Source organism: Isoptericola halotolerans, from assembly GCF_003003075.1.
In the GTDB taxonomy this organism is placed as follows: Bacteria; Actinomycetota; Actinomycetes; order Actinomycetales; family Cellulomonadaceae; genus Isoptericola; species Isoptericola halotolerans_A.
In genome coordinates, this window is the sequence record NZ_PVTX01000002.1 from 11,476 (window position 1) to 33,684 (window position 22,209).

Consider the following 22,209-nt stretch of genomic DNA (forward strand, 5'->3'; position numbering starts at 1 on the left):
CGTGCGGGCCTCGGGTCTGCCCGGACCGATTCCTCTACCCCTTCACGGCCCCCGCCAGCATCCCGCGCACGAAGTAGCGCTGCAGCAGCAGGAACACGACGAGCGGCACGACCATCGCGATGAACGCGCCGGCCGTGAGGATGTGCCAGTCGCCACCGCGGGAGCCGGCCAGCTCGGCGACCGCCACCGTCAGCGGCCGGTACTCCGGTGCCGCGAACGTCAGGCCGACGAGCAGGTCGTTCCAGACCCACAGAAACTGGAAGATCCCGAACGCCGCGATCGCGGGGACCAGCAGCGGGAAGAGCACCCGGAAGAAGATCTTCACGTGGCCCGCGCCGTCGACCCGGGCCGCCTCCACGAGGGACCGCGGGATGTCCTTCATGAAGTTGTGCAGCAGGAAGATCGCGAGCGGGAGCGCGAAGATCGAGTGGGAGAGCCACACCGTCCAGAACGAGCCCTGCATGCCCCACTGGTTGTAGTTGGTCAGCAGCGGCACGAGGGTGACCTGGATGGGCACGACCTGCAGGGCGAAGACGCCGACGAACAGCAGGTCGCGGCCCCGGAAGTCGATCCAGGCGAACCCGTAGGCCGCCAGGAGCGCCACCGTGATCGGGATGACCACCGCCGGGATCGTGATGACGAAGGTGTTGACGAACACCTCCGACAGGTTGCTGCCGTTGCCGTAGAGGGCCTGGTCGTAGTTGTCGAGCGTGAACTCGGCTTCTCCGGAGAAGATGCCCGGCAGGACGGTCCACCAACCGCTGGTGCGGATGTCGATCTCGGACCGGAAGGACGTCACGAGCAGCCCGACGGTGGGGATCGTCCAGAGCACCGCGAGGATCACCGCGGTCAGGGAGGCCCAGGGTGACGTGAGGCGCCCCTTGGTCGCGATCGCGCGCTTCTCGAGCCGGCTCAGCTTGCGCGGCTTGGTCGGCCCGGTGTCCTCGGTCTGGGGCACCGAGGTCGGGACGGCGGGAGTGGTGCTCATCGGATCTCCTCCGACCTGCGCATCTGGCGGACGTTGTACGCGACGATCGGGATGACCAGGATGAACAGCACCACGGCCAGCGCAGAGGCCAGTCCCTGGTTGTTCTGCCGGAACGCCTGCGTGTAGAACTCGTTGGCGATGACCTGGGTGCCGAACTGCCCGCCGGTCATGGTCCGGACGATGTCGAAGGCCTTGAGCGTCGCCATGGCGATCGTGGTCAGCACCACCACCAGCGCCGGGCGGATGCTCGGCACGGTGATGTAGCGGAACATCCCCAGCCCGTGCAGCCCGTCCAGCCGCGCGGCCTCGACGATGTCGTCCGGGATGGCCTTGATGGCCGCCGCCAGCACCGTCATGGCGAAACCGGTCTGGATCCAGATCATCACGAGGATGAGGAACCCGGTGTTCCACGGCTCACCGATGAGGAACTGCTGCGGTGGCAGGCCGAGCCAGACGAGCACCTGGTTGAGGAGACCGATCTGCGCGACGCCCGGCTGGTCGGGTCGGAACTCGTAGACGAATCCCCAGATGATCGAGGCACCGACCATCGAGATCGCCATCGGGATGAAGATCAGCGTCTTGGCGACCTTCTCGAAGCGTGCCCGGTCCACCAGCACGGCGTAGATCAGTCCGATCAAGGTGCTCAGCAACGGCGCCAGGATGACCCACGCCGCCGTGACGACCAGCACCTTCTGGAACGTCCCGACCGTGAGCATCTGGACGTAGTTGTCCACACCCACGAACTCCGTGCTGGTGCGGTTGAAGACCGACTTCCAGAGCGTCTCCAGCCCGGGACGCAGCAGCCCGAACGCGATGAGCAGGAGCGCCGGCCCCACGAACCCGACGGCGACCACCCACGACGGGATGCGCCGCGGCCGGTCCACCAGGAACAGGATCAGGCTCATCACCCCCGCGAAGAGGAGGATCGCCACCGCCATCACCGCGAACTTCTGCCCCGGGGTATCGGGTTCGAGCAAGAACTCCGTCAACCAGTCCACGACTCACCTCCGCACAAGATAGGGCCGGCCCGGCCCGTCGGACGCGCGCGGCGTCCGACGGGCCGGACCGGGGGGATCACATCGGCCAGCTGCTCTCGATCTGGTCGGTGACCTCCTGCGAGGAGGCACCGGTCAGCCAGTCGACGATGCCGTTCCAGAACGTCCCCGCCCCCACCTCACCGGGCATCAGGTCGGAGGCGTCGAACCGGAAGACCGTCTCCTCGTCCGCGACCAGCGCCGCGGCGTCCCGGTCGAACTCCGAGGCCAGGTTGTTGACGTCCAGGCCGTTGTTGGCGCTGAACCAGCCGCCCTCGGGCGTGGCGATGGCCTTCTGGTTGGCCCAGTCCGCGCTGGCGAGGTAGGTCTGGAACGCCTGGACCTCCGGGCGGTCGTCGAACGCCGCGACGAACTCCCCGCCGCCGAGCACCGGCTGCATGTCCGTCTGGTCGGTCGGCAGGTAGAACGCGTAGACGTCACCCTCCGAACCGACCTCGGTGCCCTCCGGCCACTGCGTGGCGTAGAAGCTGGCCATGCGGTACATCCAGCAGCTGCCGTCCAGCACGCCGACACCGGCCTGGTCCCAGGCCGTCGTGGCGATCGAGTCGACCCCGCCGAGACCCGCGTTGACGTACTCCGGGTTCTTGAGGATCTCCCCGGCCGTGTCGAACGCCTCGACGATCTGCGGGTCGTTGAACGGGATCTCGTGGGAGATCCACTGGTCGTACACCTCGGGGCCGGCCGTGCGGAGCACGACGTCCTCGATCCAGTCGGTGCCGGCCCAGCCGGTCGCGTCCCCGGACTCGACCCCGGCGCACCACGGCAGGACCTCCTGCTCCGACGCGATGGTCTCGGTGAGCTCCATCAGCTCGGTCCAGGTCTCCGGGACCTCGTACCCGGCGTCGGCGAACATCGCCGGGTTGTACCAGACGAACGACTTGGCGTTCGCGCCGAGCGGGGCGGCGTAGAAGGTGCCGTCGACCGAGCCGTACTCCTTCCACTCCTCGCTGAAGAACTCGTCGACGTTGGCCACGGTGGCCTCCGGCGGCTCCACGATCGCGTCCGGGAAGTCGCTGACGATCGTGTTCAGCAGGCCGGGCTGCGGCAGGTACGCGATGTCCGGGGTGTTGCCCGCCTGGATCCGCACCAGGAGCTGCGCCTCGAACTCGCGCGACCCCTCGTAGTCGACCGTGACCCCGGTGCACTCCTCGAACGCGTCGTAGGAGTTCTCCTGCTGGGTCTGCTCGGGCTCGACGATCGAGGTGTAGACGCTCACCGACGTGCCCTCGAGGTCACCGAACTCGTCGTAGGCGGCGCAGTCGATGTCCTCCGCCGCCCCGGCGCCGCCCTCTTCCATGTCGTCACCGCCGCCGTCGTCCCCGTCCCCGCCGCAGGCCGCCAGGACGAGTGCGAGGCTCGCACCGGTCGCGACCGCCGCCAGCCGGCGACGTCGTGCCGTGGTCGTTCTGTTCATGTCCAACCCTCCACTACGTCGTGTGGTCGTGCCGCCGGCAAGGTCCGCCGTCGGACTCTCCCTGGGCCGTTTTGTCCCGTCTTCGGCACTCACGACCCCTTTGTAAAGTTGACCGCAAGTTTGCAGGCCATGCAACCGAGAGAGCGCTGCCCGACGGTTACGATGCGGTGACGATCCGACCTCCCCGCCCGTCGTGACACCCTGGGCGTCGGATGTCACGAGCACGTCGGACCAGAGCGGAAGGACCACCATGATCGAGCTGAGGACGCCGCGGGAGATCGAGGAGATGCGGCCAGCGGGCCGCTTCGTCGCGGAGACCCTGCAGGCGGTCCGCGAGGCGGCGAGGCCCGGCGTCAACCTGCTCGAGCTCGACGAGCTCGCGCACCGCCGCATCAAGGAGCGCGGCGCCGAGTCGTGCTACATCGACTACCACCCCTCCTTCGGCGCGAGCCCCTTCGGCAAGGTCATCTGCACGTCCGTCAACGATGCCGTGCTCCATGGTCTCCCCCACGACTACGACCTGCGCGACGGGGACCTGCTGAGCATCGACTTCGCCGTCGCGGTGGACGGGTGGGTCTCCGACTCCGCGCTGTCGTTCGTCGTCGGCGAGCCGACCTCGACCGAGCGCGCGGAGGCCGACGCCCGGCTGATCCGCACCACCGAGGTCGCGCTGGAGGCGGGCATCGCCGCCGCCCTGCCCGGGAAGAAGATCGGCGACATCTCCGCCGCGATCGCCGCCGTCGCCCGCGAGGCCGGCTACCGGATCAACACCGACTTCGGCGGGCACGGCGTGGGCCGCACCATGCACGGCGACCCGCACGTGCCCAACGACGGCCGCGCCGGGCGCGGCTTCCCCCTGCGCCCCGGGCTCGTCATCGCCATCGAGCCCTGGTTCCTCGAGACCACGGACGAGATCTACACGGACGACGACGGCTGGACGCTGCGCTCGGTCGACGGCTCGCGCGGCGCCCACAGCGAGCACACCATCGCGATCACGCAGGACGGACCGGTCGTCCTCACCGCCCGCGACTGAGGGCGACGGCGGCGGCTACAGCAGCGACTTCAGCAGCTGGGCCGCGCCGTCCTCGTCGATCGACCCGGTCACCTCGTCGGCGGCCGCCCGCACCACGTCGTCCGCGTGCCCCATCGCGACACCTCGGGCGGCCCACTCGAGCATCTCCACGTCGTTGCGCCCGTCGCCCATCGCGACCGTGCGGTGCGGCTGGACGTGCGTGCGCCGTCGGACCTGCTCGAGCGCGGTGGCCTTGGAGACCCCCAGGGGCGCCAGGTCCATCCAGGCGCTCCAGCCCACCGCGTAGGTGACGTCGTCGAGACCAAGATGCTCCACCAGCTCGTGGAACCGCTCGGACGTGGACTCCGGGCTGCGCACGATGACGCGCGTGACCTCGCTGGACCAGAGGTCCTCGAGCGGCACGACGACGTGCACGCCCTCGAGCTCGCCCTCGGGGAAGCGCTCGGTCATCCGGAAGCCGACGCCGAGGTCCTCGACCGCGTAGCGGGCGTCCGGCAGCTCGTCCCGCAGCAGGCTGAGCGCCGGCTGCGGGTCGAACGTCACGACGTCCGTCTCGACCCAGCCCTCCGGCAGGGCCGGGTCGAGACGGACCGTCACCGCACCGTTGGAGCAGACCATCCAGCCGGTGTCGATGCCCAGGTGCTCCGCGACCGGAAGCATCGCGATGAGCGACCGCCCCGAGGCGAGCACCACCTCGTGGCCCGCCGCGCGCACCGCGCCCACGGCGTCGCGCACCGCGGGCGTCATGTCGCCGTCGTAGGACAGCAGCGTGCCGTCGATGTCGAGCGCGACCAGCAGCCGGTCCGCGGCGGTACCACCGGTCATCGTCAGCGCACCGGCTCGAGGACCTCGAGGCCGCCCAGGTAGGGGCGCAGCCCCTCGGGGACGCGCACCGAGCCGTCGGGCTGCTGGTGGTTCTCCAGGATGGCCACGATCCACCGCGTGGTGCCGAGCGTCCCGTTGAGCGTCGCGACCGTCCGGGTGCCGGCGTCGGTGCGCTCGCGCACGTTCATCCGGCGCGCCTGGAACGTGGTGCAGTTCGACGTGGAGGTGAGCTCGAGGTACCGCTCCTGGGACGGCAGCCACGCCTCGCAGTCGAACTTGCGCGCCGCGCTCGTGCCCAGGTCGCCCGCCGCGGTGTCGATGACGCGGTAGGGCAGCTCGACCTTGGCGAGCATGGCCTCCTCCCAGGCGAGCATGCGCTGGTGCTCGGCCGCGGCGTCGTCCACCGGGCAGTAGCTGAACATCTCCACCTTGTGGAACTGGTGGACGCGGATGATGCCGCGCACGTCCTTGCCGTGCGAGCCCGCCTCGCGCCGGTAGCAGGCGCTCCAGCCCGCGTACCGCCGCGGACCGTCCGACAGGTCGAGGATCTCGTCGCCGTGGTAGCCGGCGAGCGCCACCTCGCTGGTGCCCACGAGGTACAGGTCGTCACGCTCCAGGCGGTAGATCTCGTCGGCGTGCTCGCCGAGGAACCCGGTGCCGCGCATCGTGTCGGGCGTGACGAGCGTCGGCGTGATCATCGGGGTGAAGCCCTCGGCCACGGCCTGGTCCATCGCCGCGTTGAGGATCGCCAGCTCGAGCCGCGCCCCCACGCCGGCGAGGAAGTAGAAGCGCGAGCCGGAGACCTTCGCGCCCCGCGCGGTGTCGATGGCGCCGAGGCCCTCGCCCAGGTCCAGGTGGTCGCGCGCGGTGAAGCCCTCGGCGGCGAAGTCGCGCGGTGTGCCGACGGTCTTGAGCGTGACGTAGTCCTCCTCGCCGCCCGCCGGGGCGCCGTCGACCACGTTGGGGATCCGGTACAGCAGCTCGTCCAGCTCGGCCTCGGCCGCGTGGGCCGCGGCCTGGTGCTCCTTGACCTGGCCGGCGAGCTCCTTGGTCCGGGCGAGCAGCGCCGCCTTGTCGTCACCCGTCGCCCGGGCGACCTGCTTGCCCAGCGCCTTCTGCTCCGCACGCAGCGACTCGAACTCCGCCAGGGAGGACCGTCGTCGCGACTCGGCGGCCAGGGCCTCGTCGACCAGGGAGAGGTCCGCGCCGCGGGCCTGCTGGCTCGCGCGGACGGCGTCGGGGTTGTCGCGCAGGAGTCGGATGTCGATCACGCCCGTCAGCCTAACGGTCGGCCACGCGCCCTACCTCGCGCGCCGGGGCCCCGATTCGTCCTATGTTGCCCCCATGCCTTGGGAACTCACCGTCGGGATCGTCGCCCTCGTCATCGGCGTCGCCGCGCTCGCGACGGCGGTGGTGGGGATGCGGCGCACCCGGCAGCGCGCCGCGTCCCGCCCGACGGCGGCACCCCGGTCCGGTCCGCCGCGGACCGGACCGCAGATCGCCGTCGTCGTCAACCCGTCGAAGGAGAACACCGACCGGATCGTGGACACGGCGCGGCGGGTCTGCGCGGAGGCGGCGCTGCCCGACCCGCTCTTCTACGACACGACGGTCGACGACCCGGGCACCGGGCAGGCGCGTGCCGCGCTGGCCGCGGGCGCGGACGTCGTGGTCGCCGCCGGCGGCGACGGCACGGTGCGGGCGGTCGCGGAGGGGCTCACCGGCACCGACACCCCCATGGGCATCGTCCCGGCCGGCACCGGCAACCTGCTGGCCCGCAACCTCGACATCCCGCTGGCCGACGTCGGCGAGGCGATGGCGGTCGTCATCGGCGGGCGGGACCGCCGGATCGACGTCGGACGCGCCCGCATCACGCCCGTGCCCGACGACGGCACGGCCCCGGGCGACGTCGCCCCGGAGGCCGTCACGTCGGAGGACGTGGCGCCCGAGGGTCCTGGCGACGAGCAGGACGCACACATCTTCCTCGTCATCGCGGGGCTGGGCTTCGACGCCGCGATGGTCGCGGACGCCGACGACCACCTCAAGGCGAAGATGGGCTGGGTCGCGTACTTCCTCGCCGGTGCGCGGCACCTGCACGGTCGCCGGATGAAGGCGCAGATCACCATCGACGACGAGACCCCGGTGGCTGCCCGGCTGCGCAGCATCCTGGTCGGCAACACCGGCCGGCTGCCCGGCGGCATCACGCTGCTGCCGGACGCCATCATCGACGACGGCATCCTCGACGTCGCCGCGATCGACACCCGCGGCGGTCTCGCCGGCTGGGCGCAGCTCTTCGGCGAGGTGGTCGCCCAGGGCATGGGCGTGCAGAACGAGGCGAAGCTCAGGATCGGTCGCATCGACCACGTGCGCGCCCGCCACATCCGCATCGACGTCGAGGGCGGGGAGCAGGCGCAGGTCGACGGCGACGTGCTCGGCCGGGCCAGCTGCATGGAGTCGTGGGTGGAGCCGGGAGCGCTGGTGGTGCGCGCGCCCGCATAGGCTGGCGTGGTGCCTTCCCTGGTCCGTCCCCTCACCGTCGTCGCCGCGCTGCTGACCGCCCTGTTCCTGGGCCTGGTGCCCACGGCGGCGCACGCCGACGACGTCGAGCGGCCGACCCAGACGCCGCTGGTGATGGCGGGCGTGGCGGGCCTGCAGTGGTCGGACGTGGACGCCGCGCGCACGCCGAACCTGTGGCGGCTCGTGGGCGGCGGGTCGGTCGCGTCGGTGTCCGTGCGCACGCTGACGCCCACCTGTCCGCTCGACGCCTGGCTCTCGATGTCGGCGGGCAGCCGGGTCTCCGCGGCGGTCGACGAGGACGCCCTGCCGGCGCCGGGTCCCGACGAGGAGGACGAGGGCGGCGGGCTCGCGGCGCTCGGCGACCAGGCCGCCGCCGTCGGCTGCGCGGACATGCCGCTGCTGCCCGCGGCCGCCGAGCCCACCCCCGTCACGGTGCCCGGCTGGAACCGTCTGGTCGACCAGGACACCACGGGCCCGACGGCGGACCCGGGAGCCCTCGGCGACCTCGCCGCGGCGTCGGGCGTGTGCACGACGGCGGCGGGCCCGGGCGGGGCGGTGGCCCTCGCGGACGGCTCGGGGGACGTCACCCGGTACGTCACCGGTGCCGGGGACCTCACCGCGGACGACGTCGCCGCCTGCCCGGTCACCGTCGTCGACCTGGGCGAGCTGCCCGACGCCGCGACGGAACGCACCGAGGCCCTCACCGTCCTCGACGGCGCCATCGGCTCCCTGGGCGCGCTGCTGCCCGACGGCGGCCGGCTGGTCGTCGCGGGGATCTCCGACACCCCGAACGGCCCGGCCGACCTGCAGGTCGTGGCGGACTGGACCGCCCCCGGCGGGACCGCCACGTGGCTGAGCTCGACCTCGGCCCGGTGGCCGGGTGTGGTGGTGAGCGCCGACCTCTCGGCCACCCTCGCCGACGCGATCACCGCCAGCGCCACCACGCCGCCCGGCGAGCCCCACCCGGAGCAGGACGAGGACGACGCGTCCGCCGACCAGGAGCCCTCCGCCTTCACCGGGTCGCCCTTGGAGCGCGGCGACGACCGGCGGCTGTCCGTGAGCCGGACGGTCGAGAACCGCCAGTACCTCGGCGTGCTCACCGAGGCGCTGCCACTCATGACGCCGGTGCTCGTCGGCATCCTGGCCCTCGCCGACGTCGTGGTCGTGGCGGGCCTGCTGGTCGCACGCCGCCGCGCCGCCGGGACGACGGCCCGGCAGGGCGTGCGGGGCACCCAGGGCGCCGTGTCGCGCCGCCTGGCGGTCGCGGTCCTCGCCGTCGCCGCCTCGCTGCCCGTGGCCGCGACCCTGGCCACCCTGACCCGCTGGTGGGTCGGCACCACCCCGGTGACGCTGCTCGCCGTGGCGCTCAGCGGGCTGGCGCTCGCCGCGGCGCTCGCGGCCTGGGCGCTGCGGCGCGTCGTCCCGCCCGGTCCCTGGCGCCTGCCGACGGCGCTCGCCGCGGTCACCTGGCTCGTGCTGACCGTGGACGGCCTGACCGGCACCACGCTGCAGCAGGGCTCCCTGCTCGGCCCCGCGCCGTCCCTGGGCGCCCGGTTCTACGGCTTCTCCAACTCCGTGTTCGCGGTCTACTCGGTCGCCGGGCTGGTGCTCGCCGCCGGGCTGGCGGCGCTGCTGCGTGACGCCGGCGTGCGCCGCCGCACCCGCGTCCTGGTGGCGGCCGCCGTCGGGCTGGCGACCACCGCCGTCGACGGCCTGCCCCCGTTCGGTGCCGACCTCGGCGGCATCCTCGCGCTCCTGCCGGCGTTCGCCGTGCTCGTCGCGGGCGTGGCCGGGTGGCGCCTGACCTGGCGGCGCGTCCTCGCGGTGGTGGGCGTCACGGTCGGCGCGGTCGCCCTCGTGTCCGTCGTGGACTGGGTGCTGCCCGGGCCCGGCACCCACCTCGGCGGGTTCGTCCAGTCCGTGCTCGACGGCGACGCGTTCGACGTGCTCGCCGGCAAGGCGGCCGGGGCGTGGGCCACGGTGGCGAACCCCGCCGGGGCGTTCGCCGTCGTCGTGTGCGCCGTCGTCGGCTGGGCGGTGCTCGACCCCGAGCGCGCGCGGCTGCGCGGCGTGACCGCCGCCTACCGGGCCGACCCGCTGCTGCGCCGCGCCGTCCTGGCGCTGGTGACCGTCGCTGTCGTCGGCACCGTGCTCAACGACTCCGGGATCGTCGTGGCGGTCTACGTGCTGCTCGTGGCCACGCCGCTGCTCGTCGTCGGACCGCTCGAGCACGCGGACGCGACCGCCGCGCCCCCCACCCGCACCGAGCCCACCGAGCCCGCGGACCCCGACGACGGCGCGGGCGCGCCGCGGTCGGGCCCGCTGCTGGCCCGCACCCCGGCGGTCGCCGTCGGCGTCGCCGCCGGCCTGCTCGTGGCGCTGCTGCTCGGCGCCGCGGCCGTGCCCGCCCGCGGCCTCGCGGGCGCCGGTGACGTCTCCGGTGCCGGGGTCGAGGTGCTCGACGCCGAGCCCGTCGTCATCATCGGCACCGAGGGGCTGAGCTGGGCCGACGTCGATCCCGCCGCGACGCCCACCCTGTGGGGGCTGCTGCGCGACGGCGCGAGCGCCACCGGGGTCACGGCCGCCGTCACGGGGGCCTCGGGAGACTGCCCCGCCGCGGGCTGGCTGGGCCTGAGCTCGGGCCGCAGCCCCGTCACCGGCGAGCCGGTCGACGGCACGTGGACGTGCACCCCGTGGGACGTGGAGCCCGGCTCCGACGGGACCGCGCAGGTCGACGGCTGGGACGACCTGGCCGCCCTGCAGTCCCGGTCCGAGTTCCGCCCGCAGCTGGGCGTGCTCGGCGAGTCCCTGGCCGACGGCGGGACGTGCGCGACCGCCGTCGAGCCCGGCGCCGCGCTCGCCCTCGCGGGCACCGACGGGACCGTCGAGCGCTACCGGACCCTCGAGGCGGCGCTCGCCGACCCCGACGACGCCTTCTCCTGCCCGGTGACGATGGTCGACGCGGGCGCCGCCCCCTACCACCCCACCGGCGAGAGCAGCACGTCCCGGCCGGTGCCGGACGACGCGACCGCCGGCGGCGAGGAGCGGGTCGCCGCGCTGCGAGCCGTCGACACCACCGTGCGCCGGGTCCTGGCCGGCGTGCCGGACGAGACCACCGTCATGGTGCTCGACGTCGGCAACCCGGCACCCGGCCGGCCGGCGCTGGGCGTCGGCGTCGTGCAGACCGACACCGACACCGCGCCCGCCTACCTGACGACCTCCTCGACGCGGTGGCTCGGCGTCGTGCGGCTGCTCGACGTACCGGTCACGCTCGTCGACGCCTACGGGCTGCCCCGGCCCGCCGACTTCTCCGGCGCGCCGCTCACCCTCGCCGACGACCGCCCCAGCACCACCACGGCGACCGTCCGCGAGCTCGACTCCCTCACCGCGAGGGACCACGAGCTGCGTACCACCACCGGCACGATCACCGGCATCCCGGCGATCGTCGCCCTCCTGGCCCTCGCCCTCGTGGCGCTCTGGCTGCCGCGCCTGCGCCGACGGGCGCCCCGGGCCGCCCGCGCCTGGTCGCGTGCGCTGGACGTCACCCTGCTCGTCGGCGCCTCGCTGCCCGCCGCGACGTTCCTCATGACCACCTGGGGCTGGTGGCGCGGGGAGAACATCACCCTGGCCCTCTGGCTGTCGCTGGGCGCGAGCACGGCGCTCGTGGCGCTCGTCGCCGCCCTGGCCCCCCGCTGGCCGGTGTGGACCGGCCCCACCGTCCTGGCCACGCTCACGTTCGCGGTGCTGACGCTGGACGCGCTGCTCGGCACGCCCCTGCACCGCGGCAGCCCGCTCGGTGCCGCACCGACCCTCGGCGGGCGGTTCTACGGGTTCGGGAACCCGACCTACTCCGTGTACGCGGTGGCGGCCGTCGTCTGCGCCGCCGGCCTGGGCACCGTGCTCGCCCGCCGCCTCGGTCGCCTGGCGGGCGGCGTCGCCGCGTCCGTGGTCGGGCTCGTGGCGCTCGTCGTCAGCGTGCTGCCCTCGCTCGGTGCCGACGTCGGCGGCGGGCTCGTGCTGCTGCCCGTCATGGTCGTCGTCGTGCTCGCCGTCGTCGGCGCGCGGATCACGTGGCAGCGCCTGCTCGTCGCCGGTGGCGCCGGCGTGCTGCTCGTGGCCGCCATCGGGGTCCTCGACTGGCTGCGGCCGGCCACCGAGAGGTCGCACCTCGGGTCGTTCGTGCAGTCGACGATCGACGGCACGGGGCTGGAGACGATCGGGCGCAAGGCCGGGTACGCCTACCGGTCGCTGTCCGGAGGGTTCGACGCCTGGCTGGCGCTCGCCGTCGTCGTGCTGCTCGTCCTCGCGCTGTGGGGCCCGCGGCGGTGGCGCCCCGACTGGCTCGCGCGGGCCGAGGCGGCGTGGCCGCTCCTGCGGCCCGTCCTCGTCGCCCTGCTCATCGCCGGCGTGGGCGGCGCGGTGGCCAACGACTACGGCATCCGCGTCGTGTCGCTCATGCTGTTCGCCGCTGTGCCGCTCGTCGCGCTCGTGGCCCTCCGCGCCGACGACGCCGACCCCGCCGGCTGACGCCGGGGAGGGTCGGTCAGCCGCGCGGGGAGGGGCGGGTGCCCATCCGGCCGATCCGGTCGACGACCCGTCGCACCTGGCGCGCGCTGACCGCCGCCATGACGTCGCGGTACTGCCCGGCGCGGTGGAGCTGGCCGGCGAGGTCGTTCGACGACGGCCGGTGCCGCAGGTCGCAGGGCACCTCGACCGCGACGTAGCCGGCGCGCAGCAGGTCGATCGTCATCCCGGTCTCGACGCCCCAGCCGTGCGCCAGCGGGGTCGCGGACTCGAAGGCCTCGCGGGTCAGGCAGCGCATGCCCGACAGCGGCTGGGTGGGGCTCCAGCCGGTGAGCCGCTGGATCGCACGCCGTGCCGCACCGACGACGATGCCGCGGCCGCCGGCCCCCTGCTGCGTGGGCAGCAGCGCGATGGCCAGGTCGGCGACGCCCTCGCGCACCGGGCTGACGAGCGGGGCGGTGTTGACCGCCGTGTCGCCGAGGTCGCCGTCGATGAAGAGCAGCAGGCGCGGCGCCCGGCCGTCGGCGTCCCGCATGGCCACGACGGCGGCACCGGTCTCCATCGCGGCGGCCTTGCCCCGGTTGTGGGAGTGCCGCACCACCACGGCACCCGCGTCCCGGGCGACGTGCTGGGTCTCGTCCTCGGAGCCGTCGTCCACCACGAGCACGAGGTCGACGTGCGGGATGGCGCGGGCCGACCGGACGGTCGCCGCGATCCGCTCGGCCTCGTCCTTCGCCGGGACGATGACCGCCACGCGCTGGACGCTCCGACCACCCCGGGCGGTGGGTGGGCGGGGCGTCTTGGCCACGGGCATGCTCGGCCGGCGTGCCCCCGGGTTGACCGCCGTCTCGCCGGGCACCGGCTCACGGCTCGTCCGTGTTCCCCCTTGGTCCGCGTTCACAGCTCCCTGCCTGTGCGGCCGTCACAGCCACGATCGTCGGTGTGATCCTCGGCGCGACCCGCCGGGATCGGAAGTGCAAAGAACTTCCCTCAGAATCCTACTCCCAGGGTAGGGCGGGATCCTGCACGCCTCGGGGCGCGGTCGGGGGCGACCGGGTGAAGTTTCTGTGCGGGTCAGCGCAGGGTCACCTGGCGGGAGATGATGCCCGCCCGCGCGCGGCGCTCGTTCGCGTCCAGCGGTGCGTCCACGGCCAGCGCCGCCTCGAACCGGGTCGACAGGTCCTGGACCGGCTCGGCCAGCTCGTCCGCCTCCGTGCCGCGCGGCAGCTCCCACACCGGCACCACGAGTCCGCAGGCGCGGAACATGCCGAGGAACTTGCCGCCGGCCAGACCCGAGTCCCGCTTCGCGTGCAGGCGGGCGATCGCGTCGACCACGCGGTCCTCGTCCTCGGTGCGGGCCCACCGCACGAACTCGCGGCTCATCCGGCACCAGTAGGCGGCGTCGACACCCTCGAGCTTGACCGTGGGGACGGTCTGCTCGGCGGCCTCCTCGAGGCCTTCCTTGATCTCGGCGGTCATCTCGGCCGAGGAGTCGATCCAGTAGTCGTAGCCCTCGTGGACCGTGACCTCGAACGGCACGGAGGCGTCCAGCACGTCCTGCAGGCGCGGGGTCTCCGCGGTGACCTCGAGCTGCTCCGGCAGGACGCCCGTGCCCGGCTCGGCGTCGATCGCCGCGAGCAGCGCGGCCGCCAGCGACCGGCTGATGTCGTCGGAGCTGAGCACGCCCTGCACCGCGAGCAGGACGGTGCCGTCCTCGCGGTGGAGCGCGGCCCAGCCGCCCGGCAGCACGGTGGCGACGACGACGTCGCGGCCGCCGTGGGCCTCGACGGTGCGGGCCGGCGCGGTCGCCGAGGGCACGATCTCCCGCATCGAGACCCAGTCGGCCTCCCCCGGGAGACCCTCGAACGGACGCAGCACGAACTCAGCAGTCTTGGCCATGCGCCCGATCCTATCGGCCGCCGCGGTCAGGAGGTCATCGCGCCGAAGAGCTCCGCCCCCGGACCGTCCATGAGACCAATCACGTTGCCGGCCGGGTCGGTGAACCAGGCGCCGTCGCCACCCTCCATGAAGCCGCGGACGATCCCTCGCTCGTCGTGGTCGAAGGACTCGTACCGGAGCATCTCCACCCCCTGCCGACCCAGCTCGTCCACCACCTCGTCGACGTCGTCGACCGCGAGGTGCAGCACCGTGAAGCTCGCAGGGACGTGGTCCTCCTTCGGGTACACCATGAACGTGGTCCCGCTGTCGAGGTGCAGGGCGAGGAACCCGCGGTCGCCCGTGACCCGCATCCCGAGGACGTCCTCGTAGAACCGCCGTGCGGCGTCCACGTCGTCGACCGAGAAGCTGCCGAAACCTCGCTGCGTGCTGACCATGAGGCACTCCTTCGCGCCACGGCGGTCCCGGGGGCCGAGGGCCCGTGGCATGAGGGCGCCGCCTCTCCCAGGATCCACCCGGCTCGCCCACCGGGACGGGTGAAATCCCGTGGCATACGGTCGGGGCATGCCGTGGCTCGCCGCGACGCTGCCCGTCGCCGACCTCGCCCGCACCGCGCTCGAGGCGCTGCGCTCCGCCGCGCGCCGCGCCGGGGTGCGCGGGCCGCTGGTGGACGCCCCGCTCGACCCGGCGCGCGTGGCGGCGTCCTTCGCCTCCGACCGCCTGCTGCGCCTCGACGGCGAACCCTGGGCCGGGTTCGCCCGCCACTCCGGGTTCTTCGCGACGGCCGACGGCTGGGTCCGCACCCACGCCAACTACCCGCACCACCGCGCCCGGCTGCTGCGGATCCTCGACCTGCCCGACGACGCCTCGCGCGACGACCTCGCCGACCACCTCGCGCAGGCCTCCGCCCAGGACGTCGAGGACGCGGCGGCCGACGCCGGGGCGGTCGCGGTCCGGGTGCGGAGCGAGAGCGGGTGGCGGGCGAGCGCACCCGGCCGGGCCGCCGCCGTCGGCCCCCTCGTCGCGACGACGGCGCGCGCCGACGGACGACCGGCCCGGCGGGCGGCTGCTCCCCTGGCGGGTGCGCGGGTGCTGGACCTCACCCGGGTCATCGCGGGACCCGTCGCGACCCGGACGCTCGCGTTGCTCGGCGCGGACGTGCTGCGCGTCGACCCGCCCGAGCCGGCCGAGATCGCCGCCCAGCACCTCGACACCGGGCAGGGCAAGCGGTCGACGCTCCTCGACCTGCGCCGCCACGACGACCACGCCCGCGCCCAGGAGCTCCTCGACGCCGCGGACGTGCTGGTGACCGGCTACCGTCCCGGTGCGATCGAGGCCCACGGGCTGCGGCTGCCGCCCGGTGCGGTGCACGCCCGCGTCTCGGCCTGGGGGTCGGCCGGCCCGTGGGCGGGCCGCCGCGGGTTCGACTCGATCGTGCAGGCCGCGAGCGGCATCGCGCTGCTCGAGTCCACCGACGGCGTCACCCCGGGCGCGCTGCCCGCACAGGCCCTCGACCACGCCACCGGCTACCTGCTCGTCGCGGGGGTGCTCGACGCCCTCGTCGAGCGCGCCCGGGACGGCGCCGGCCGGGACGTGGCGACCTCCCTGGCCCGCACGGCCGCCTGGCTCCTCGACGCGCCCGGCCGGGAGCCGGACCACCCGCCGGCCGCGCTGCCGCCGTCGGGCACCACCGTCACCCACGGCCGCGTGCGGTCCGCGCGCCCGGCGCTGCCGGTCGACGACTACGCCGCACCGGCGCGGCCCTGGGGCGGCGACCCGCCCCGCTGGTGAGTCAGAGGTGGTCGAGCCGCTGCAGGATCGCGCCCTCGCGCAGGGCCCACGGGCAGATCTCCACCTCGTCGACGCCGAGGGCGGCCATCGCCTCCTGCGCGACGACGGCGCCCGCCACGATCTGCAGCGCCCGGCCCGGACCGATGCCCGGCAGCACGGTGCGGTCCGCCGAGGACAGCTTCGCCAGGCGCGGCTCCCAGTCGGCCAGGTGGTCGTGGCGCATCCGCCAGCGCTCGCCGGTTCCCATGACCTGGCGGGGCATCCCCGCCAGCCGGGCCAGGGAGCGGAAGGTCTTGGAGGTGGCCACCGCGTGGTCGGGCGCCGGCGCCTTCGCCACGGGTCCGACGGCGTCGCGCAGCACCGACCGCGCGTGCTCGCGCAGCTTCTCCACGTCGTCGGGCTTCGGCGGGTCGGCGTCGAGGAGGAAGCGCCGGGTCATGCGGCCGGCACCGAGCGGCACGGACAGGGCGACGTCCGGGGCCTCGTCCACGCCGGTGGCGATCTCGAGGGAGCCGCCGCCGATGTCGAGCAGCAGGAGCCGGCCGGCGCCCCAGCCGTACCAGCGGCGCGCCGCCAGGAAGGTCAGCCGCGCCTCCTCGTCGCCGGCGAGCACCTCGATGGGCACGCCCGCGCGCTTCTCCAGGTCGGCCAGCACCTCGGCGCCGTTGGTCGCCTCGCGCAGCGCGGAGGTCGCCAGCGCCATCGTCTGCTCGATGCCGTGCTCGGCGCCCTCGGCCGCCGCCGCCTCGACGGCCTTGCGCAGCTCCTTGACGCCCGCCTTGGAGATCGAGCCGTCGGGCTCGACGTACCGCATCAGGCGCACGGTGGTCTTGTGGCTGGCCTGCGGCACCGGCCGTGCACCTGCTCGCGCGTCCATGACGAGCAGGTGCACGGTGTTGGAGCCGATGTCGATCACGCCGAGTCGCATGGCGCTCAAACTACCGGTCGACGGCACCGCACGGACCGTCGGTTCAGGCCAGCGCCTTGGCCTTGAGCGCCTCGAACTCCTGCGGGGTGATCGTGCCGTCGTCGAGCAGCTTCTTCGCCGACGCGATGTGGTCAGCGGGCGAGCCGGCGACCGTCTTGATGTAGTCGTCGGTGGCCGCCTTGGCGTCCTTCGCGGCCGCCATGTTGCGCTCGGCCATGCCGCGCCCGCGCGCGATGAGGTACACCAGCGCCGTGATCATGGGGACGAAGATCAGCAGGACGACCCAGAGCGCCTTCCACCAGCCGTTCAGCTGATGGTCCCGGAACAGGTCCGTGAGGATCTGGAACAGGACGATGAGGTACGCCATGAAGAGGAAGATCCAGAGGAGGAACCAGACATAGCTCCAAAAGTCATCCATCGTGAATGTCCTTCCGCGTCCGAGGTGAGATCCCGCGGGGACCGCAGCCGCGACCCCTCGGCGATCACGCTACCCACGAACGCGGAGAACGGCCCGATATAACCCGACAAAGGTTCAATCGGTCGCCGGAACGGCGCGAAGCGTCCGCTCGGCCGCCGCGACGACGGCGGCCTCCGCCGCCCGTGCCTCGGCGAGGGCCGTCGCGCGGGCCGCGACGATGCGGCCGTGCAGGGCGGCGTGCGCGCGGCGGCGCACCGCCCGGGCGATCTCGTCCCGGTCCGACTCGGTGGGCTCCTGCCCGTGCGGCGCGAGCTCGCCGGCCAGCCGTTCCACGGCGGCCGCCACCTCGACGGCGACCTGGCGCTCCGCCTCGTCGAGCAGCCCGACGACGGCGGCGTCCGCGGCGCGACCCAGCCGGGTCTCCTCGAACCGTGCGGCGGCCTGGGCCACCAGCCGGCCGGCCTGGTCGACGACGGCGCGCTCGGTGGCCGGGGCGTGCGCCGTCAGCGAGGCCAGGTCGTACAGCAGCACACCCTCGACGTCCGCCACCGACGGCTCCACGTCACGGTGCAGCGCCAGGTCCAGGATCACCAGGGCGTCCGGCTCCGGCTCGTCGCCCGCCCGTGCGGCGGCGCGCTCCCGGGCACGGGCCACGGAGGCCGCGTCGAGGACGTAGGCCAGCGAGGCCTCCGCGTCCGCCGCCGGACCGGGGCGGCCGCCCCGCGCCCCCGAGCAGGACACCACGACGTCCGCGTCGCCCAGCGCCTCCACCAGCGACTCGGTGTCGACGCCGACGGCGCCCGTGCCGTGCGACGCCGCGAACGCCTGCGCCCGCCCGGACCGCGAGTACACCCGGATGTCCTCGCACCCCCGGGCGCGCAAGGCCGCGACGGTGGCGCCCGCGTAGGCACCGGTGCCGATGATGACGGCGCGGGCCACGGGGTACGGGCGCATCGACCGGCCGGCCAGGTCCAGCCCGACCGCCACCAGGGAGCGCCCGGCGCCGCCCAGCGCCGTCGACCGCCCGATCTGCTTGGAGGTGCGCGACGCCGTCTGGAACAGCAGCTCCAGCGTCTTGGAGGTGGTCCCGTCGGCCCGGGACTCCGCGAGCGCCCGCTTCACCTGCCCGGCGATCTCCCGCTCGCCCACCACCATCGAGTCCAGGCCGGCGGCCACCGCGAAGAGGTGCTCGGTGACCTCGGAGCCGGTGCGCACCGTGAACGAGCTCGCGGCGACGTCGGTGGACACCCCCGAGGACTCGGCGACGAGCTCGGCGACGTGGCGCGTGGCGTGGCGGACCGTGTCCCCGTCGAGGGGGGCGTCGACGTCCAGGTAGAGCTCGAACCGGTTGCAGGTCGAGATGACCACGGTGCCCTGCACGGGGCGGCACGTGCCCACGACGGTACGGCCCACGGACATCGAGCCGGTGGACAGACGCTCGAGGGCGTCGAGGTCCAGCTCGTGGTGGGACGCGGTGAGGGAGAGGAGAACCACAGTGCCCCCACTTTATGATCTGTGCCCCCACGGGGCAGAATCGTTGACCGTGACATCCCCCACGGTGAACGTCAGCAACCTGCCCGCCTCTCACCCCCTCGCCGACGGGCGCACGACCACGTCCCCGCTGGTCAGCGCGCTGCGAGGTGATCGCCCGGCACGGACGCCCGTGTGGTTCATGCGGCAGGCGGGCCGGTCCCTGCCCGAGTACCGCGAGGTGCGACAGGGTGTCGGGATGCTGGAGTCCTGCCTGCGGCCGGACCTCGCCGCCGAGATCACGCTGCAGCCCGTCCGCCGCCACGGCGTCGACGCGGCGATCTTCTTCAGCGACATCGTGGTGCCGCTCAAGCTCGCCGGCGTCGACGTCGAGATCGTCTCCGGCGTCGGGCCGGTCATGGACCGCCCCTACCGGACGGCCGCCGACATCGACGAGCTCGTCGCGCGCGACCTCGACGACGAGACGCTCGCGCCGATCGCCCAGGCCGTGGAGCGCACCGTCGCCGGGCTGTCCGACGGCTCCGCCTCGACGCCCCTCATCGGGTTCGGCGGCGCGCCGTTCACGCTCGCCGCCTACCTCGTCGAGGGCCGGCCCTCGCGGGACCACCTGGCCGCGCGCACGCTCATGCACGCCGACCCGGAGACCTGGCGCCGGCTGACCACGTGGACCGCCGACCTCACCGGGCGGTTCCTGCGCACCCAGGTCCTGGCCGGCGCCAGCGCCGTGCAGCTCTTCGACTCGTGGGCGGGTTCGCTGTCCCTCGCCGACTACACGGCGCACGTGGCGCCGTCGTCCACCCGTGCCCTGCGGCATGTGGCGGAGCTGGGGGTTCCCGGCATCCACTTCGGCACCGCCACGGGGCACCTGCTCCCGGCGATGCGCGACGTGCTGCGCGACGCGGGGATCAGCCACCCGACGGTGGGGGTCGACTACCGCACCCCGCTGGACGAGGCCACGGAGCTCCTCGGCGGCGACGTCCCGGTGCAGGGCAACATCGACCCGGCGCTCCTCGCCGCCCCGTGGGAGGCGCTGGAGGCGCACGTCCGCGACGTCGTCGCCCGCGGTGCCGGTGCTCCGGGCCACGTGGTGAACCTGGGCCACGGCGTGCCCCCGACCACCGACCCGACCGTGCTCACGCGCGTGGTCGAGCTCGTCCACTCGCTGTGAGCCAGCAGGTCGACGCCGTCGTCGTCGGCGGCGGGATCGGCGGGCTGGTCGCGGCGCGCACGCTCATCGAGCGCGGGCTGCGCACGGTGGTGCTCGAGTCGTCGACCCGGCTGGGCGGCCCGGTGCGCGGCGGCGCGTTCGAGTCGCTGCCACGCGTCCCCGTCGACCTCGGTGCCGAGTCCTTCGCCGCCCGGGGCACCGCCGTCACCGAGCTCGCGGAGGAGCTCGGGCTCGACGTCGTCGAGCCCGCACCCCTGTCCGCCTGGGGGTACGCCGCCGGGAACGCGTTCCCGCTGCCCCGGGCCGGCGTGCTCGGCATCCCGGCCGTGCCGTGGGCCCCCGACGTCCGCCGCGCCATCGGCTGGCCCGGCGTGCTGCGCGCCTCCCTCGACCGCGTGCTGCCCCGGTTCGTGGGCGCCGACGCCGACGACCTCGGCACGCTGGTGCGCGCCCGGCTCGGCGCGCGGGCCACCGACCGGCTCGTCGCCCCGGTCGCCACCGGTGTGCACTCGGCACCGCTCGACCGGCTCGCCGTGGCGTCCGTCGCCCCCGGCCTCCAGGACCGGTTCGCCGTCGAGGGGTCCCTCACCCGGGCCGTCGCGGCGCTGCGTGCCGCCGCCCCGGCCGGCTCGGCCGTACGCGGCATCGACGGCGGGATGCACGCGGTCGTCGAGGCGCTCGCCGGGCAGATCGCCGCGAGCGCCGAGATCTGGACCGACACCCCGATCACGGACGCGACCGGACCCATCCACACCGCGCTCCGGCTCGGCCAGGAGGTCGTGGGCATCGAGCGGGCCGACGACGGCGGCTGGGTCGTGCGCTCGCGCGCCACCGCCGCGGGGGTCGCCGGGGGCCGCGGGTCGCTGCACACCGTCACGGCGCCGCGCCTCGTGGTGACCACACCCGCCGTCGGGCCGCTGCTGTCGCCGTGGACCGACGTCGTCCCCACGCCGGAGGTCGGGGCGGACGTGCGGCTCGCGACGCTGCTCGTGGACGCCCCGGAGCTGGACGCCGCGCCGCGCGGGTCCGGGATGCTGGTGGCTCCCGGTGCCGCGGACGTGCGCGCGAAGGCGCTGACGCACTCGACCGCCAAGTGGCCGTGGCTCGCCGCCCGGGTGCGGAGCGCGGCCGGTGCGGGGATGCACGTGGTGCGGCTGTCGTACGGGCGTCTCGGCGAGGAGACCGTCCCCCCGACCGCGGACGAGGCCGCACGGGACGCCTCGGTGCTCCTGGGCGTGCCGCTGGCGGACCGGGTGCAGGACCACCTGCTGCAGCGCTGGGACGGCGCCCTGCCGCCGCCGACCCCCGCCTACCGGGCCGACGTCACGGCGCTGAGCGCCGCCGTCGGGCAGGTCCCCGGGCTCGCCGTGACGGGCGGCTGGGTGGCCGGCACGGGGCTGGCCGCGATCGTGGCGCACGCCCAGGCGGCGGTCAACGGGCTGTGACGCCGCGGGCCAGGTAGACCGTGTTGCTGGAGCGACCACCGGTGATCGGGTTCGGGAAGTCGACGGGGTGCGCCGAGCGCTCGGCGAACACCTGGCCGAGCACGGCCTCGAACGGGGCGTCGGGAGGGTCGTCCGACCAGAGGGCGAAGAGGCCCCCGTCCGCCAGGTGCCGGGACATCGCCCGCAGCCCGTCCGCGGCGTAGAACGCCGCGTGGCTCGGGTGGAGCACGTGCCGCGGGCTGTGGTCGATGTCCAGCAGGATCGCGTCGTACCGGACCTCGGGCTCGGCACGGGCGCGGCGGAAGAAGTCGTCCTGGACGAGCCGGCAGCGCGGGTCGGTGGCGAGCCCCGCGGCCTCCGGCAGCAGCTCGCGCCGGTGCCAGTCCAGGACCGGCCCCGAGTACTCGACGACGGTCACGTCCCCGACGCGCGGGTCGGCCAGCGCTGCGAGCGCCGTGTAGCCGAGCCCGAGGCCGCCGACGAGGACGCGCAGGCCGCCGGCGGGTGCGTCGAGCCGGGCGAGGGGTGAGTCGAGCCGGGCGAGGGCGAGGGTGGCGAGCTCGCGCTCCGCCACCGTGAACAGGCTGGACATGAGGTACTCGTCACCGAGCCGGACCTCGTACACGTCCTGCTGCGCGGCCGGGTCGTACCGGCGGCGCAGGCTGATCTCCCCCATCGGCGTGGTCTGGAAGTCGAGCTCTTCGAAGCGCAGCGGCATG

General features: G+C 74.3%; 18 protein-coding genes. 6 read left to right on the plus strand and 12 right to left on the minus strand.

Going from position 1 to position 22,209, the window contains the following annotated elements; genetic code table 11:
* Positions 1-34: 34 nt before the first annotated feature.
* The 3 genes from BCL65_RS03425 to BCL65_RS03435 form a co-directional block, all read right to left on the minus strand.
* Positions 35-988, minus strand: coding sequence for a carbohydrate ABC transporter permease (locus tag BCL65_RS03425; RefSeq protein WP_106265252.1), 954 nt, complete (start codon positions 986-988; stop codon positions 35-37).
* Complete coding sequence (locus BCL65_RS03430; protein ID WP_106265900.1) at positions 985-1,926, minus strand: carbohydrate ABC transporter permease; 942 nt, start codon at positions 1,924-1,926, stop codon at positions 985-987. The genes BCL65_RS03425 and BCL65_RS03430 overlap by 4 nt, the downstream gene beginning before the upstream one ends.
* 136 nt (positions 1,927-2,062) lie before the next feature.
* The gene (locus tag BCL65_RS03435) at positions 2,063-3,457 is read right to left on the minus strand and encodes an ABC transporter substrate-binding protein (protein ID WP_106265254.1); all 1,395 of its coding nucleotides are present in this window, start codon (positions 3,455-3,457) and stop codon (positions 2,063-2,065) included.
* A gap of 250 nt (positions 3,458-3,707) precedes the next feature.
* Here BCL65_RS03435 and map point away from each other — a divergent pair, with 250 nt between their 5' ends.
* On the plus strand, positions 3,708-4,490 hold the full coding sequence (map, locus tag BCL65_RS03440; protein WP_106265255.1) for a type I methionyl aminopeptidase: 783 nt from the start codon (positions 3,708-3,710) through the stop codon (positions 4,488-4,490).
* Between the two features lie 15 nt (positions 4,491-4,505).
* On the opposite strand, the gene BCL65_RS03445 is transcribed toward map, so the two are convergent.
* Together BCL65_RS03445 and serS are read right to left on the minus strand one after the other, a co-directional pair.
* Complete coding sequence (locus BCL65_RS03445; RefSeq protein WP_106265257.1) at positions 4,506-5,315, minus strand: HAD family hydrolase; 810 nt, start codon at positions 5,313-5,315, stop codon at positions 4,506-4,508.
* A gap of 2 nt (positions 5,316-5,317) precedes the next feature.
* Entirely contained in the window at positions 5,318-6,586 is a 1,269-nt protein-coding gene (gene serS / locus BCL65_RS03450) for a serine--tRNA ligase (RefSeq protein ID WP_106265258.1), read from the minus strand.
* A 73-nt stretch (positions 6,587-6,659) separates the two neighbouring features.
* Between serS and BCL65_RS03455 the strand changes: the two genes are divergently transcribed.
* Complete coding sequence (locus BCL65_RS03455; RefSeq protein WP_106265260.1) at positions 6,660-7,811, plus strand: diacylglycerol/lipid kinase family protein; 1,152 nt, start codon at positions 6,660-6,662, stop codon at positions 7,809-7,811.
* Positions 7,812-7,820: 9 nt separating this feature from the next.
* Positions 7,821-12,356 (plus strand): hypothetical protein, encoded by a 4,536-nt coding sequence (locus BCL65_RS03460; RefSeq protein WP_125206470.1) that lies wholly within the window; start codon positions 7,821-7,823, stop codon positions 12,354-12,356.
* 16 nt (positions 12,357-12,372) lie between these two features.
* On the opposite strand, the gene BCL65_RS03465 is transcribed toward BCL65_RS03460, so the two are convergent.
* The 3 genes from BCL65_RS03465 to BCL65_RS03475 all read right to left on the minus strand — a co-directional run bounded on the left by BCL65_RS03465 (position 12,373) and on the right by BCL65_RS03475 (position 14,686).
* Entirely contained in the window at positions 12,373-13,167 is a 795-nt protein-coding gene (locus BCL65_RS03465; protein WP_106265902.1) for a glycosyltransferase family 2 protein, read from the minus strand.
* Positions 13,168-13,427: 260 nt separating this feature from the next.
* Entirely contained in the window at positions 13,428-14,252 is an 825-nt protein-coding gene (locus BCL65_RS03470) for a DUF5926 family protein (protein ID WP_106265264.1), read from the minus strand.
* Positions 14,253-14,278: 26 nt separating this feature from the next.
* Positions 14,279-14,686: a VOC family protein gene (locus tag BCL65_RS03475; protein WP_106265266.1), complete on the minus strand. Its 408-nt coding sequence runs from the start codon at positions 14,684-14,686 to the stop codon at positions 14,279-14,281.
* 127 nt (positions 14,687-14,813) lie between these two features.
* Here BCL65_RS03475 and BCL65_RS03480 point away from each other — a divergent pair, with 127 nt between their 5' ends.
* Positions 14,814-16,040: a CoA transferase gene (locus BCL65_RS03480; RefSeq protein WP_106265268.1), complete on the plus strand. Its 1,227-nt coding sequence runs from the start codon at positions 14,814-14,816 to the stop codon at positions 16,038-16,040.
* Between the two features lies 1 nt (position 16,041).
* On the opposite strand, the gene BCL65_RS03485 is transcribed toward BCL65_RS03480, so the two are convergent.
* From BCL65_RS03485 to BCL65_RS03495, 3 genes are all read right to left on the minus strand, one after another.
* Positions 16,042-16,968: a Ppx/GppA phosphatase family protein gene (locus BCL65_RS03485; protein WP_106265270.1), complete on the minus strand. Its 927-nt coding sequence runs from the start codon at positions 16,966-16,968 to the stop codon at positions 16,042-16,044.
* A gap of 43 nt (positions 16,969-17,011) precedes the next feature.
* Positions 17,012-17,386, minus strand: coding sequence for an SHOCT domain-containing protein (locus BCL65_RS03490; RefSeq protein ID WP_106265272.1), 375 nt, complete (start codon positions 17,384-17,386; stop codon positions 17,012-17,014).
* A 114-nt stretch (positions 17,387-17,500) separates the two neighbouring features.
* Positions 17,501-18,880 carry a glutamyl-tRNA reductase gene (locus BCL65_RS03495; RefSeq protein WP_106265274.1) on the minus strand — a complete coding sequence of 460 codons (1,380 nt, stop codon included), beginning with the start codon at positions 18,878-18,880 and terminating at the stop codon, positions 17,501-17,503.
* A gap of 49 nt (positions 18,881-18,929) precedes the next feature.
* Here BCL65_RS03495 and hemE point away from each other — a divergent pair, with 49 nt between their 5' ends.
* Complete coding sequence (gene hemE / locus BCL65_RS03500; protein WP_106265276.1) at positions 18,930-20,045, plus strand: uroporphyrinogen decarboxylase; 1,116 nt, start codon at positions 18,930-18,932, stop codon at positions 20,043-20,045.
* Positions 20,042-21,490, plus strand: coding sequence for a protoporphyrinogen/coproporphyrinogen oxidase (locus tag BCL65_RS03505; RefSeq protein ID WP_106265278.1), 1,449 nt, complete (start codon positions 20,042-20,044; stop codon positions 21,488-21,490). Before hemE ends, BCL65_RS03505 begins: the two co-directional genes overlap by 4 nt.
* Here BCL65_RS03505 and BCL65_RS03510 read toward each other — a convergent pair.
* Positions 21,477-22,208 (minus strand): spermidine synthase, encoded by a 732-nt coding sequence (locus tag BCL65_RS03510; protein WP_106265280.1) that lies wholly within the window; start codon positions 22,206-22,208, stop codon positions 21,477-21,479. The two genes, BCL65_RS03505 and BCL65_RS03510, sit on opposite strands and share 14 nt — an antisense overlap.
* Position 22,209: the final 1 nt, after the last annotated feature.